General features: G+C 35.0%; 13 protein-coding genes. All 13 read right to left on the bottom strand.

Going from position 1 to position 14,003, the window contains the following annotated elements:
• Positions 1 to 1,567: ATP-dependent zinc metalloprotease FtsH (gene ftsH / locus RWM06_RS03590; protein ID WP_313970155.1), on the bottom strand; the 1,567-nt coding region annotated here is incomplete at its 3' end.
• A gap of 15 nt (positions 1,568 to 1,582) precedes the next feature.
• Positions 1,583 to 2,125 (bottom strand): hypoxanthine phosphoribosyltransferase, encoded by a 543-nt coding sequence (gene hpt, locus RWM06_RS03595; RefSeq protein WP_313970156.1) that lies wholly within the window; start codon positions 2,123 to 2,125, stop codon positions 1,583 to 1,585.
• Between the two features lie 4 nt (positions 2,126 to 2,129).
• Entirely contained in the window at positions 2,130 to 3,407 is a 1,278-nt protein-coding gene (gene tilS, locus RWM06_RS03600) for a tRNA lysidine(34) synthetase TilS (protein WP_313970157.1), read from the bottom strand.
• Positions 3,404 to 4,672 carry a serine hydrolase gene (locus tag RWM06_RS03605; protein WP_313970158.1) on the bottom strand — a complete coding sequence of 423 codons (1,269 nt, stop codon included), beginning with the start codon at positions 4,670 to 4,672 and terminating at the stop codon, positions 3,404 to 3,406. The genes tilS and RWM06_RS03605 overlap by 4 nt, the downstream gene beginning before the upstream one ends.
• On the bottom strand, positions 4,665 to 4,787 hold the full coding sequence (locus RWM06_RS03610; RefSeq protein WP_020902316.1) for an SP_0009 family protein: 123 nt from the start codon (positions 4,785 to 4,787) through the stop codon (positions 4,665 to 4,667). The genes RWM06_RS03605 and RWM06_RS03610 overlap by 8 nt, the downstream gene beginning before the upstream one ends.
• A gap of 4 nt (positions 4,788 to 4,791) precedes the next feature.
• Complete coding sequence (locus RWM06_RS03615; RefSeq protein ID WP_000041905.1) at positions 4,792 to 5,160, bottom strand: septum formation initiator family protein; 369 nt, start codon at positions 5,158 to 5,160, stop codon at positions 4,792 to 4,794.
• Positions 5,153 to 5,419, bottom strand: coding sequence for an RNA-binding S4 domain-containing protein (locus RWM06_RS03620; protein WP_001234978.1), 267 nt, complete (start codon positions 5,417 to 5,419; stop codon positions 5,153 to 5,155). Before RWM06_RS03620 ends, RWM06_RS03615 begins: the two co-directional genes overlap by 8 nt.
• A 57-nt stretch (positions 5,420 to 5,476) precedes the next feature.
• Positions 5,477 to 8,986 carry a transcription-repair coupling factor gene (gene mfd / locus RWM06_RS03625; protein ID WP_313970159.1) on the bottom strand — a complete coding sequence of 1,170 codons (3,510 nt, stop codon included), beginning with the start codon at positions 8,984 to 8,986 and terminating at the stop codon, positions 5,477 to 5,479.
• Positions 8,987 to 9,556, bottom strand: coding sequence for an aminoacyl-tRNA hydrolase (gene pth / locus RWM06_RS03630; protein WP_313970160.1), 570 nt, complete (start codon positions 9,554 to 9,556; stop codon positions 8,987 to 8,989). It abuts the gene before it with no gap.
• Positions 9,557 to 9,628: 72 nt separating this feature from the next.
• Positions 9,629 to 10,744 (bottom strand): redox-regulated ATPase YchF, encoded by a 1,116-nt coding sequence (gene ychF, locus RWM06_RS03635; protein WP_001218700.1) that lies wholly within the window; start codon positions 10,742 to 10,744, stop codon positions 9,629 to 9,631.
• A gap of 190 nt (positions 10,745 to 10,934) precedes the next feature.
• Entirely contained in the window at positions 10,935 to 11,129 is a 195-nt protein-coding gene (locus tag RWM06_RS03640) for a DUF951 domain-containing protein (protein WP_000285186.1), read from the bottom strand.
• 64 nt (positions 11,130 to 11,193) lie between these two features.
• Positions 11,194 to 12,330, bottom strand: a complete 1,137-nt coding sequence (dnaN, locus tag RWM06_RS03645; RefSeq protein WP_000581174.1) for a DNA polymerase III subunit beta — start codon at positions 12,328 to 12,330, stop codon at positions 11,194 to 11,196.
• Between the two features lie 158 nt (positions 12,331 to 12,488).
• Positions 12,489 to 13,850 (bottom strand): chromosomal replication initiator protein DnaA, encoded by a 1,362-nt coding sequence (gene dnaA / locus RWM06_RS03650; RefSeq protein ID WP_313970161.1) that lies wholly within the window; start codon positions 13,848 to 13,850, stop codon positions 12,489 to 12,491.
• Positions 13,851 to 14,003: the final 153 nt, after the last annotated feature.

Here is a 14,003-nt window from a genome sequence, read left to right on the forward strand (position 1 = left end):
AAGCTCCTGTAGTTTGGACATTAAAGATAATTTCTTCAGCTACACGTCCACCCATCAATCCAGCCAATTGCTCTTTCATATCTTCTTTAGAAAGAAGCATTTGGTCTTCTTTAGGAAGTGCAATCATATAACCACCTGCACGTCCACGTGGTACGATGGTAACTTTATGAACAACACGGGCATTCGACAAGACTAGACCAACAATGGTATGTCCTGCCTCATGGTAGGCAACTAATTCACGTTCTTTTTGTGACACTGTCTTATCTTTCTTAGAAGGTCCCGCAATAACTCTATCTTCTGCTTCATCAATATCTGAAGCATCAATAACTGACTTGTTGCGACGGGCAGCAACTAAAGCTGCTTCATTCAAGACATTCTCTAAATCAGCACCAACAAAACCTGGAGTTTGTTGAGCCACTAATTTCAAATCAACATCGTCTGCTAAAGGTTTGTTCTTAGCATGAACTTTCAAGATTGCTTCACGACCTTTAACATCAGGACGGCCAACCAAGACTTTTCTATCAAAACGTCCTGGACGCAAAAGGGCAGGGTCAAGTACATCTGAACGGTTTGTCGCAGCGATGACAATAATCCCTTCATTTCCCTCAAAACCATCCATCTCAATCAAGAGTTGGTTCAAGGTTTGTTCACGTTCGTCATTTCCTCCGCCAAGACCAACTCCACGTTGACGTCCAACAGCATCAATTTCATCGATAAAGATGATAGCTGGTGCTGCTTTTTTGGCATCTTCAAAAAGAGAACGAACACGACTAGCTCCAACTCCGACAAACATTTCTACAAAGTCAGAACCTGAGATACTAAAGAATGGAACACCTGCTTCTCCGGCGACTGCTTTAGCAAGCAAAGTTTTACCTGTTCCTGGAGGTCCCTCCAAAAGAACACCTGCTGGAATACGGGCTCCAAGTTTTGTAAATCGTTTTGGATCTTTTAAGAATTCAACAACTTCAACTAGTTCTTGTTTTTCTTCCTCAGCTCCAGCAACATCTGAAAATCTTACTTTAATATCTTCTTTATTTGCGGCTTTAGCCTTACTACGCCCAAAACTCATTGGGTTACGGCCATTATTCCCTCCCATATTTCCCATCATAGAGAATAGGAAGAAGAAAAGAATACCGAATGGCACAATGGATACAAGAATATTAATCCACATACCACTTGAACTTTCATGCTTAACAGTTACTTCCGCTTTATGGTCAGAAGCAAGCTTTTGCAATTCTGAAACTGTAGTGTCTGAAGGAAGAATAATACTTGAAAATTTCTCTACTGTTGTAGCAGAAGGAGAAAAGAACTGAATGCCTGTTGCTTCTTTACTTATTTTAGGATTTTTATAAACACCTGAAACTTCGATAACACTGCCATTTGGTTGGTAAGTCAATTCTTTTACATTGTCATCGGTAATTTCTTTTACCAATTCTGTATAATTAATTTGCTCACTTTTCCCTGCAACACTACCTGTACTAAAATACTGGTAACTTGTAACTAGGAAAAAAATAAGTAATAACCATAGAAAAGGATTTTTAATTAAACCATTATTTTGTTTTTTCATTAAAAATTGTTCTTTCTAATTTGAATATACTTCTTCTTTCAACACTCCAACATAAGGAAGGTTACGATAGTTTTCTTTGTAGTCTAAACCATAACCTACTACAAACTCATTTGGGATAGTAAAGCAGGTATAGTCTGCCTCAATTTCTACAACACGTCCTTCTGGTTTATCCAACAAGGTTGCAATTTTAACAGAAGCAGCCTCTCTTGCTTTAAACATATCTCTTAAACTCTTCAAAGTTTGACCTGTATCAATGATATCTTCTACAAACAGAACATGTCTTCCTTTGATATCTTGAGTCACATCTTGCTTGATATTAATGACACCACTACTTGCTGTTCCACCATGATAGCTAGAAACCATCATGAAGTCCATTTCAATATGTGTATCAATATGTTTAACCAATTCAGCCATAAAAGGAATAGATCCTTTTAAAATCCCAACTAAAATCGGATTTTTTCCTGCATAGTCTTTAGTGAGTTGAGCACCTAATTTTTTAGCAGCTTCTGTAATTTCATCGTATGAAACGAGAATTTTTTTAATATCGTTTTCTAACATTTTTTTACCTATCTATTTTTTCTATATAAAGTACAGTGTTCATTATATCATTTTTCGTGTTTTTACTCAAATTACTGGTCGCAATTCCCAAAATTGAGACAATTTCACCAAATTGCTCAATAATCAGAGCAGATTTTCGCTTTTCCATAGGGATTTTCAAATCAATAAATAGACGTCTGAGTTTTTTTCTATGTCCATTTTGAATCAAAAAATCTCCTGTTTTTCGATGACGAATGTGTATTGATGTTTCGCGTGAAACAGGTACCTGCTGAATTAATTCACCTTCTAAAGGAAGTCCAAAGGAAAATAAATAACCTTGATAAGATACCTGATTTTGATAGTGTAACACAAGTTCATCTTCCTTTTCATCAGACTGCGGACTGATTTTACAAATCCGAAACTGTTGATACTCTTTTATCAATTCATAGCCATTTTTAAGCGGATGACGATACTGGCTTTTAGTTTTTAAAATTTGCCGAACTTCTTCAAACTGAGCTTTTGTAAGATTCAAATCTGGAAAACGATTCAGATAAGTTTGAAGTAAAACTCTTTGTGTCGACTCAGAGTAAGACAATAGCTGCTCTAAATTTTCTACATCAATATTCTTTGATAATTCAGCTATGGCTAAGTCATAATCTAAAATTTCATTTCCGAGGCTTAAGATTGCATCTCTAAATCGAGGATTTTCTTTTTCTAATTCTGGTAAATAAGAGTTTCGAATACGATTGCGAAAATAATGATTTTCCTTATTTGATGCATCTTCAAAGTGAAAAATTGATGGAAAGCCTTTTTTTTGAAAATGCAAGAAGGGCCGAATGATTTCTATATCTCCGACTACTTGCTTCTCCTTAATCCCTGATAGATAGCGCAAACGAGTGCCTCGAATCAAACGCATTAAAATCGTTTCCACCTGGTCATCAGCATGGTGGGCAGTGACTAAGGCTGTAGCACCTGTCTTTTTCATGACCTCTTTAAAAAAATCATAACGAAAATCTCGAGCCCATGCTTCTGAAAATTCTCCTGAAAAATTGCTGATATAAATAGGAAGCTCTGCTTCAGCAGCCAACTTCCTTAATTCCTTTTCTTCCCAATCTGATTCTATTCTCTGCTTATGATTCACATGAGCCAGAATCAATTCAATTGCTAACTCTTTTTGATAAGTAGATAATACCTTAAATAGAAACATAGAATCTAATCCACCAGAAAGAGCTAACAGCACCTTAGTATGTTTTTTAAAATATCCTCTCTTGAGAAAATGATTTAAAAAATCTTGTTCCCTCATTTTAGAACCTCATAAACATCCTTGGCTATCTTAGAAATCGTATCATAATCAGAATTCTTAGTGAAAATAGAAAGAACAAATGGAGAATCTGCATAGACAACACCCGTATCATGCTCAAATTCGTCCGCATCCCCAATTTTATGAGCTACCTTCACAGAAACACCTTTGGCAATTCGCTCATTATCAAAATTTGTTTTAGTTAAAGATTCCAATACAAATCCATTTTGATTATAAATGGCTTCCATAACCTTCCCAGCCATCTTAGAAGAAATCAATTTTTCTTTTGAATCCCAATCATCTCCCATAATAGCAGACATCTTGGATTTGAATGTGGCATCAGATTGGTTTGAAATGTAATAACCCAATATATTATGAGCTACATTGTCCGATTCTTTAGATACTTTCGTTATTAAGTCCTTGAGAGAATACTCTTTATTATCCTCTTTTTTAGGGAGGCTACCACTTCCCTCTGGTTTATAAGAACCTGGAAAATCATTAACTGCAGATACGTATTTTATAGTCGTATCTAACTGATAAAGACCCTCATTTATTTTTTCTTGCGCATAATAAAGATAAGGTAGTTTCAAAACACTAGCTGCATACATCTTTTCATCTTGATTAATACCAGCTTCTTTTCCAGTAGTCAGTTGCTTAACATAAATAGAAAATGAATCCTTCTGATATTTTTCCGATAACATTTCTTGAACTTTACTCATACGATTATCTTCTTCAGAAGTTGATTCCTTATCTAACCATCCAGCCTGATCAATATGTAGAAATTCTCTTCCTTCTACAAACATAGTCTTATCGATTAATACCTGAGAATAAGCTGATAAGGATGATTTCACTTCTTTTAAATCATAAGGACTATTGTACAGTTTAAAATCAGATTCTAACCATACTTTTTTGATTATTGGAGTTACCTCTGACTGATCGTATAAAAATCGTTTGTCTGCAGCTATAAATTGATGATTTGATAGCTTAAATACTGGAATTCCTTGTTTATTTAAGCACCAATCGGTTATTTGAAAACTTGTTTGGGGAGTCAATTTTCCAGATTCCACAACTAAATCTTCATTCGCATAAACAGGAACCTCTCCATAAATCATGGGAGAACTTAACTTTTCTCTAAAATAAATACCAAAGTCAGATTGTGAAAGGTAATAAATTTCTTTCGAAGTATAGACGACTTCTTTTTCTGTGCTAACGACTTTTGAAATAGTCAAAAAACTCGGTAGCAACAAAATAATTAAGAATTTACGCATTCTTCCTTTCCTTTTCTTCTTGTAAACGCAATAGTTGATTTTTATCAGACAACTCTTCTAGTTTTTCATCCGATAGACTCAAAAATTGCTCAATTACGTCTAATAAATTTTCCATTTTATCACCTTGGAAGCAAGTCAGGAATCGTATAAACAGCTTCCCGATTCTTAGAATAATAATATTTTGCACGCATGTATTTAGCAGCGTAATCTTCATCTTTCAACTTTGTAGCAAAAGCTGTCTCTTTCTCCTTTTCCTCACTCAAGGTTTGATACTGAGTTTGCAAGTCTGATAACTGTTGACGTCTTTGGAGTAATTGGTGATAACTTTGAGCAAGATTATAAGTTGGTAAAATGAACAATAAAATCATCAAAATAAGAACCCAACCCATGAAACGATTACGTTTTTGTCGTTCTTTCATCAGATAGCGACGACGTTGATGTTCATTTTGAATAAAAGAATTATTCAATTGTACGATATTTTTAGACATTTTCTTCTACCCGTGTTTCACTGATAATTTCATACATGCCTGCTGCATCTTCTTTTTTTGTACTATCTTTCATCTCTAGTACTTTTACAAGTAGCAACTTATTTCCAAAACGAATTTCAACTTGGTCATTAACTTTCAAATCCGTTGAACTTTTGGCCAAGATTCCATTCACCTTGATTCTGCCTTTATCTGCTACTTCTTTTGCGACTGTACGACGCTTGATAATTCGTGATACTTTTAAATATTTGTCTAATCTCATCCTTATTACCTCAACTTATTATTGTATCATTTTTATCTGTTTTATAGAAGAAAAATATCAAATGGAATTTTCTTCCTTCGACTCTTTTATCTCTAATAAACTTTCTCCAAAAATCAGCAGACCTTCTAAAATTTCATAATCTTTCTTATTTCGGACATCAAATACAAGCTCCATTAATCCCTTATTCTCAGCGATGCCTGCTTTTAAGTTCGTTGCGGATAAAGCTTTAAAATAATCTTGAGCTAAAAACAGTCGTTGAGTGACTTTTTCAAATTGAATTGTAATCTTATTTTCTTTTCTTTCCACACGTTGAACAAAGACCTTGTCCAAATATGACTTGACTAAACCAATCTCTAAAAGATAGGCTACCACGTCTGGGTACTCTCCAAATCGGTCCATCAACTCTTCTTGTAACTCCTCATAGTTGACACGGTTGTCAATTTGACGAATTTTCTTGTAAATTTCAATCTTATGTCGTTGATCAGAAATATAAGTATCAGGAAGATAGGCATCAATTTGCAAAATCAACTCAGCATTCCCTCTGGTTCTTGTATTAGTGTTAGCATTACCGTTTCGTTTAGCAATAGCTTCTTCTAGTAACTGCGAATACAATTCAAAACCAACAGAATCAATAAAACCAGACTGGGATTTGCCTAAAAGATTTCCTGCTCCACGAATCGAAAGATCTCGCATAGCAATCTTAAATCCGGAGCCCAATTCTGTAAATCCTTTAATTGCTTCTAATCTCTTTTCAGAAACTTCACTGATTGATTTTTCTGGACGATACATGAGATAGGCATAAGCAATACGATTACTACGACCGACTCTTCCTCTTAACTGATACAAGGTTGACAAGCCCATATGTTCCGCATTTTCAATAAATAAAGTATTGGCATTTGGAATGTCCACCCCTGTCTCAATAATGGTAGTCGTCACCAAGATATCGTATTGTCCCTCAATAAAGTCTAGTAGAGTATTTTCCAACTGGATTTCACTCATTCGACCATGAACATAACCAATCGAAGCCTCTGGAATCAACTCCTGTAATTCTGAAACCTTCTGGTCAATCGTGTCAACTTTGTTGTAAAGATAGTAAACTTGACCTCCACGCTCCATTTCACGCAAGACCGCATCACGAATGACACTATCATTCTTTTCCAAGACATAGGTTTGCACTGGATAACGATTAGTCGGCGGAGTTTCAATAACAGACAAATCTCTGATTCCCAGCATAGACATGTGAAGGGTACGAGGAATTGGCGTTGCTGTCAAAGTTAGAACATCCACTTGTTTCTTCAATTCTTTCAACGTTTCCTTATGCTTGACACCAAATCGCTGTTCCTCATCAATAATCATCAAGCCCAAATCAGAAAACACAACATCTTTTGACAAAACACGATGTGTTCCAATCAAAATATCAACTTGACCATTTTTCAATTTTTCAAGTGTTTCAGTCTGCTCTTTTTTACTTCTAAAGCGACTCAACACATCAATATTAACTGCAAAATTTTGGAATCGTTCCTTAAAATTCGTATAGTGCTGTTGCGCTAAAACCGTCGTCGGAACTAAGACGACAACCTGTTTGTGATTATTGACTGCCTTAAAGGCTGCACGCATAGCAACTTCAGTCTTTCCAAAACCAACATCTCCAACTAAAAGTCGATCCATTGGCTGAGAAGCCTGCATATCTCTCTTGATTTCCTCAACACTACGAAGTTGATCATCCGTTTCAACATAAGGGAAGGCATCATCAAAAGCATGTTGATCTTCATCATCAGCTGAGAAAGCAAAACCCTTCAACTGACTGCGTTCAGAATAAAGTTTGATTAAATCGTCAGCTATATCCTCTACCTGGTTCTTAACTTTTTGCTTTGCTTTTTTGAAATGACCATCATTTAATTTATTGAGTTTAGGTGCTTTACCGTCACTTGAAACATATTTGGAAAGTAGATGAATCTGTTCCACTGGGATAGAGATTTGATCCCCGTTTTGGTATTGAACACTAACATAATCACGGTGAATCCCTTTGATTTCAATTGTTTCAATCCCTAGATATTGACCAATTCCATGGATATGGTGAACAACGTAATCTCCTTTTTCAAGTTCATTGTAATCTTTTAATCTCTCTGCGTTTGAAACATGTTGTCTTCGAAAACGACGTTTCAATTTCTTTTGAAAAATCTCATGTTCAGTAATCAATAGAATTTTTTCATCTACAAAATGAAAACCATGTCTGAGATTCCCCTCGATTAGGTTTACAGATTCTTTACAGATACTTGACTTATCTCTGGAATCCAATTTAATCTGATATTCCTCTAAAACATCCTCCAATGTTTTACTTCCCATTGAATTACTAGACTGAAGAATAATAGTATAATCCATTTTTTTGTATCGCTCAATTTCTTCTTTTAGAAAAGAAAATTGATTGAAAAATTCCTGCATAGGATATTGATTAAATTGATAAATTTGATCAAACTTGAGATTTCCTAACCCCTTTTGCAGATTAGAGAAAAAGGTAACTGGACTCTGTTTTTTATAGATTTGCTCTGTATCTACAAAATACTGCATCTCAGAAAATGCTTTACTGTTCTGTAATTCTTCTGTAAAGTATTGTGCTAATTCTCTTTCAAATACTTCATACTGATTCATTAATTTTTGATAATCATCAAAGAATATTGGGGTATCTTTTTCAATATAGTCAAAAACAGTCCATGTCTTGTCATAACACAAAGATAAAAATTTTCGGGAATCAGAATGCACTTGTTTTTGGTGAAAACTTGAAAAAATTTCTTCTAGGTATGATTTCAAAATAGGTGATAAGGTCTTTGAAATTTGTTTTTCTAAAGCTGACCGACCTCGTTGATAATCCTTTTCTCTCAAAAGTATGTCGCTAGCTGGAAATATAGTGAGTTCTTTCTTATTTTCTTTCGATAATTGTGTTTCTACTTCAAATGACCTGATACCATCGACTTCATCACCAAAAAACTCAATTCGGCAAGGTTCTAACTGGGATATTTCAAAAATATCTAAAATATCTCCTCGCAGACTAAATTCGCCCTGAGTTTGTACTTGTGTAACTTTTCGATATCCAATTTCCTTTAACTGATGGATAAGCGCGTGTTGATCATATTCTTTACCAACTGTTATTTTTACAATACTATCTTTGAATATATTGGGAGACGGTAAAATCAATCGACTTGCTGCGATATTACAAACTAAAATCCCTTTCTTAGATGAATCAGTCAAAAAACGCAATGCTTCAACCCGTGAAATGATTTTTTCTTGTGAAGACATCAAAAATTCGACCATAGGGGAGTCATTTACCAAAAATGGATAGACAAGTTCCTCACCCAAGATAGATATAAGATCACTAACAAGTCCTTCTGCTTCTCCATAAGTTGACGTCAATAACACAATCTTATCTTCCTGTCTCAAGCTACTAGCAATTGCTAAAGCTTTTGTAGAAGTTGACAAACCTAACATTAATTGTCTTTTCTTATCTGTTAAATTTTGATGCCATTTTTTAATCTGACCATTTTCTGAGAATAAATCTAATAAGGTCACCATTTATCCGTTATACCTCTGCATTGTTTTCTCAAATTTTTTCTCTTGTAAATAATAATTTACAGCTTCGTCAACCTTGTCAATAGACTGTAAAATACCGATATAATCATCCTTGTCAAACGTACTCAAAACATGGTGAACAACTGACATACCACTTTTAGGTCTTCCGATTCCAATCTTAACACGATTAAAGGTCTGAGTCCCTATATGTTGAATAATAGACTTGATACCATTATGACCACCTGCGGATCCCTTTGCTCTTAAACGAATTTTCCCAACTTCCATATCAAGGTCATCATAAATGATGAGTAAATCTTCAATATCCAAACCATAATAAGTCAATAAAGCATGAACTGCTTTTCCACTTTCATTCATAAAGGTCGTTGGTTTGACAAGATAAATTTTTTCTCCATTTAAGAAAAAAGATGCTAGATCAGCTTGAAATATCTTATCGTGTGTAAAAGTGACATTCTGTTTCTTCGCTAGTTGATCAATCAACATAAAACCAACATTATGTTTGGTTTCAAAATATTTATCTCCTGGATTTCCTAATCCTACAAGTAATTTGGTCATTTATTTTTCCTTTCAAAAGCCAAAAGGGTTGGAATTTTTTTCCAACCTAATTGACACTATTCATTAATTTTTTTAGACATTAAAGCGGAATTCCATGATATCGCCATCTTGAACGATATATTCTTTTCCTTCTTCACGTAAGCGCCCAGCTTCTTTTACAGCCTTTTCAGATCCGTATTTCACTAAATCCTCATATGACATGGTTACCGCACGAATAAATCCTTTTTCAAAGTCTGAGTGGATAATACCAGCTGCTTGAGGAGCCTTCATTCCACGTTTGAAGGTCCAAGCGCGAACTTCTTTTTCGCCAGCTGTGAAGTAAGTTCCCAGTCCAAGCAAGTGGTAAGCTGCACGAGTCAACTTATCAACGCCTGATTCTGTCAACCCAAGTGCTTCAAGAAACTCTTGCTTGTCTTCATCGTCTAACTCAGAAATTTCTTCCTCAGCACGCGCAGAAATAACGACTACTTCAGCATTTTCTGTCGCTGCAAATTCACGAATTTGTTTGACATAGTCGATAGAGTCAGGATCTGAAACTACATCCTCGTCCACATTCGCTACATAAAGAACTGGTTTAGTCGTCAACAGGAAGAGACCTTTGACAACTTTTTGTTCTTCATCTGTAAACTCGATTGTACGAGCTGATTTTCCATCTTCAAGGACTGGTTTAATCTTTTGAAGAACATTGAATTCTGCTACAGATTCTTTATCTTTTTGCGTACGTGCCATCTTTTCTACACGCGCATAACGCTTATTGACTGATTCTAAGTCAGCAAGAATCAATTCCAGGTTAATGGTGTCAATATCTGCAAGTGGATCTACAAAGGCATCTTCACGTCCTTGCTCGCGCATCACATTTTCATCATCAAAAGCACGAACTACATGAACAATCGCATCTACTTCACGGATATTGGCCAAAAATTTATTCCCTAGTCCTTCTCCTTTTGAAGCTCCTTTTACAATCCCTGCAATATCTGTAAATTCAAATGTTGTTGGAACTGTCTTTTTAGGAGTAATCATTTCAGTTAGTTTTTGTAGGCGTTCATCTGGAACTTCTACCATTCCAACGTTTGGATCAATCGTCGCAAATGGGTAATTTGCTGCCTCTGCTCCTGCTTTTGTAATTGCATTAAATAGTGTTGATTTACCAACGTTTGGCAAACCAACGATACCTGCTGTCAAAGCCATATTTTCTCATTCTCCGTTTTCATTTCAATCCCTAATATTATAACACAAAAAGGGAAAACTTGCTAACCCTCTAACTAAGGGTTCTCATACTCTTCGAAAATCAAATTCAAACCACGTCAACGTCGCCTTGCCGTACTCAAGTACAGTCTTCGGCTAGTTTCCTAGTTTGCTCTTTGATTTTCATTGAGTATCAGTCAATAATTTTATTCATCTTTCGATCAAAATCATAGCGCCCCATCATGACAACATGGTCACAATTACTGCACTTTATTTTTATATCTGCCCCTACACGTGTAATTTCCCAACGATTTGCTTTTTTACCAGTTGACTTGATGGTGCAAGCATGTGGTTTTTTCATTTCAACAAAATTTCCAACTTGATACATACTACTCTCCTTTTCTTTTTCGATTATATCATAAAAGAGGCGAGCTAGGCTCAACCTCTTTCACTTAATTTGTACGAACTGGTGTAATGAGCTGCATGAAGTCCTCGTCAGTATCTGCTGGCACAAGAGTAAATGGACGAACAGCTGATATAAAGCTAATAGTCACCTTTTCGCTATTTAAAGCTTTAAGGGAATCAATCAAGTAAGTTGGGTTGAAACTAATGGTCAAATCTTCACCAGTAACCTGATCAGTATCGATTTCTTCGTTTACTTTACCAACTTCTGGAGAGTGAACATGGGCGCTAACAATACCACCTTTAATTTCAAGTTTCACAGTACCATTTTGAGTCGCACTTGATAAAAGACGAGCACGTTCCATTGACTGGCGTAAGTTTACAACATCAAAAGTAATAGTAGTGTTAAAGTCTGTTGGAATCAAGCGATCTGTATCAGGATAGTTTCCTTCTAACAAACGTGTATAGAAGCTAATATTTTCGCTTCTAAAAAGGATTTGGTTATTGGCAAAGAAAATCTCTACAGTTTCGATATCATCTGTAAATACCGCTGAAAATTCGCGTAGAGAACGGCTAGGAATGACAACATCAAAATCATCACTATTTTTCTCAAGCGTTAATTTTTTCTGGCTTAGACGATGAGAGTCTGTTGCCACTGTTTTTAGCTCCTTGTGCTGACTCAATACAAAATGAACACCTGTTAAAATTGGACGACTCTCTTGGGTACTTGCAGCAAATGCTGTTTCATTGATAATTTTCTTGAGTAATTTTGTTTCAAGAACTAAAGGAGTACTAGCTGAAATTTCTTGGATTCGTGGATATTGTTCGCTATCTTTTCCTTTTAGTGTAATTTCTGATTTGCCGCTGGTTAAAACAATTTGATTTTGTTCAATTTCTTTAAAATCAAGAGTCACATCAGGTAGGCTAGATACCACATTGATAAAGAAAGAAGCTTCAAGAAGGATCGAACCTAAAGAAGTAATTAATAGACCAGCATCTTCATTTTTTTGAGAAATAAAATTTTCAATTGAAATTTGACCATTTGAACCAATTAAAGTAACACCTTCATTGGTTACGTCAATTTTTACTGTTGATAAAATAGGAATGGCATTTTTAGAACTAATAGCTCTCTTAGTAGTATTTAATGCTTGTAGAAATAAATTTTTATTAATTGAAAAATGAATCATGGATTCTCCTTTATTTATTTTTAGTATTAGAAGGATAATAGTAATAATAGAGTCTGTGAAATCTGTGGAAAACAGACTTTAAACAAGTCATATCAAGTTTTTTGGATTGTTTAAAAAATGTGGATAAAAAAGATAATAAAGTAAAAGTTATCCACAAGTTATTTAATTTTCTTTTTGATTGATTCAATTTCTAAACGTAAATTATCGTCTTCATCAATCAAAGATTTAATTTTGGCATGGGCATGAATGACTGTTGTATGGTCTTTTCCACCAAATTCCTTCCCAATTTTTGGAAGACTATTATCTGTTAGTTCTCTAGATAAATACATGGCCACTTGACGGGCTAACACAATATTTTGAAGACGTCTACTTCCCTTCATTTCTTTGACACTGACACCATAAAAGTTACCAACTTCATTTTGGATTTTATCAATTGGGATGACGAGTATTTGGCTAACATCTTGTTTTCGAGCTCTAATAGCTTCTGCAGCAACATCAATTGTAATATCTTTGATTTTTTTTACTCTAGCGACCAAAGTGATATCATTAATTGCCCCTTCGAGATCGCGAACATTTGAATCAAATTGACCTGCTAAGTATTCTAAAGTATCGTTTTGGAAATTGTAATTCAAATGTTCAGTTTTGCTTTGTAGAATGGCAATACGCGTTTCAAATTCAGGAGGTGTAATGTGCTGTGTTAATCCCCAACTAAAGCGCGTGACAAGTCTTTCTTCAAGTCCTTCCAGATGTTTTGGACTTCTGTCACTGGTTAGGACAATTTGTTTTTGCTTGTCGTGCAGTGCATTAAAGGTATTGAAAAATTCTTCTTGTGTTGCAACTTTTTTACCACTTAGAGATTGTATATCATCAATCAATAAAAGATCAAGGCTACGGTATGTCTTTTTAAACTTTTCCATTTCTCCCAGTCTTAGGTGATCAAGAAAGTCATTAATAAAGCTTTCAGCAGGGACATATTTAACACGCGCATCAGGAATGTTTTTTAGAATTTCGTTACCAATAGCATTTAATAGGTGAGTCTTACCAAGACCTGGACCTCCATATATAAAAAGAGGGTTATAGGTCAAAGCTAAATCTTCTGAAACAGCTAAAGCAGCAGATTTTGCCCAAACATTTCCATCCCCTTGAATAAAATTATCAAAGGTATACTTTTCTTTTAATCCAGTATCCGAATAAGGAATAGATGCTAACCTTGGACTATAGTCATAAAGAGTTGAATTTGTAGCTTCTTCAACTTGTGAGATAGTCGTATCTTGAGGTTTGGTGAAAATATAGTGGGGAGTTATTTCAGCATCATAAATTTCAAATCCAGCAACAACAATAATATCTTTTAGTTGTTTTTCCCAGACCATTTCCATTTCAGATCGTGGTAAAAATATAGTAGCAACATTTTCCTCTACCTTGATGAGTTCAGCTTGAATAGCATAGAAATCATACATGGATCGAGTCAGTCTTTCTTGAGCAAATTCTAATATACGATTCCAAAATTGTTTTTCTTTCAATCCTTTCTCCTCCTTTACTATTTAAAAGTTTAATGCTAGATTTATTTTACCATAGATAGCAAGAATTTTCCACAAGCTGTGAAAAATAATCCACAATGTTACCAAGTTTTATCCACAGGTTGGGGATAAAAGCAGAAACTATTGATTTATTAA

It is taken from the genome of uncultured Streptococcus sp., assembly GCF_963516575.1.
GTDB lineage: Bacteria > Bacillota > Bacilli > Lactobacillales > Streptococcaceae > Streptococcus.

Excerpts from the sequence above, each read along its gene's own strand:
- hpt (WP_313970156.1), bottom strand. The coding sequence starts at position 2,125 with ATGTTAGAAAACGATATTAAAAAAATTCTCGTTTCATACGATGAAATT.
- tilS (WP_313970157.1), bottom strand. The coding sequence starts at position 3,407 with ATGAGGGAACAAGATTTTTTAAATCATTTTCTCAAGAGAGGATATTTT.
- RWM06_RS03605 (WP_313970158.1), bottom strand. The coding sequence starts at position 4,672 with ATGCGTAAATTCTTAATTATTTTGTTGCTACCGAGTTTTTTGACTATT.
- RWM06_RS03610 (WP_020902316.1), bottom strand. The coding sequence starts at position 4,787 with ATGGAAAATTTATTAGACGTAATTGAGCAATTTTTGAGTCTATCGGAT.
- RWM06_RS03615 (WP_000041905.1), bottom strand. The coding sequence starts at position 5,160 with ATGTCTAAAAATATCGTACAATTGAATAATTCTTTTATTCAAAATGAA.
- RWM06_RS03620 (WP_001234978.1), bottom strand. The coding sequence starts at position 5,419 with ATGAGATTAGACAAATATTTAAAAGTATCACGAATTATCAAGCGTCGT.
- mfd (WP_313970159.1), bottom strand. The coding sequence starts at position 8,986 with ATGGTGACCTTATTAGATTTATTCTCAGAAAATGGTCAGATTAAAAAA.
- pth (WP_313970160.1), bottom strand. The coding sequence starts at position 9,556 with ATGACCAAATTACTTGTAGGATTAGGAAATCCAGGAGATAAATATTTT.
- ychF (WP_001218700.1), bottom strand. The coding sequence starts at position 10,744 with ATGGCTTTGACAGCAGGTATCGTTGGTTTGCCAAACGTTGGTAAATCA.
- RWM06_RS03640 (WP_000285186.1), bottom strand. The coding sequence starts at position 11,129 with ATGTATCAAGTTGGAAATTTTGTTGAAATGAAAAAACCACATGCTTGC.
- dnaN (WP_000581174.1), bottom strand. The coding sequence starts at position 12,330 with ATGATTCATTTTTCAATTAATAAAAATTTATTTCTACAAGCATTAAAT.